Raw genomic sequence first — 300 nt, forward strand, 5'->3', positions numbered from 1 at the left:
AAGCGACATCAAAGAACCCAGACGATCGGTCAACACCCCGTAGCAGGTTTTACCGTCACCTGAAGTACGGACCAAAACAACTAAACGTCCATCGGCAAAGATATAATCTAAATCGGTAATTGTCCCATTTCCTGTGTTAATATTTCGCTCAAAATCATCAAAATGGTAACGTTTACCTACTACAAACGGAAACGTGGAAGAAGAAACAATCAGTGCACTATAATGGCGTAAGTGGTCGGTACCTAAGTACGGTGAATAAATAATCCCTGCCTATACTGATATTTTACAGTAAGAGACAGG

The organism is Bacteroides sp. AF39-11AC, from assembly GCF_003474285.1.
Lineage (GTDB): Bacteria > Bacteroidota > Bacteroidia > Bacteroidales > Bacteroidaceae > Bacteroides.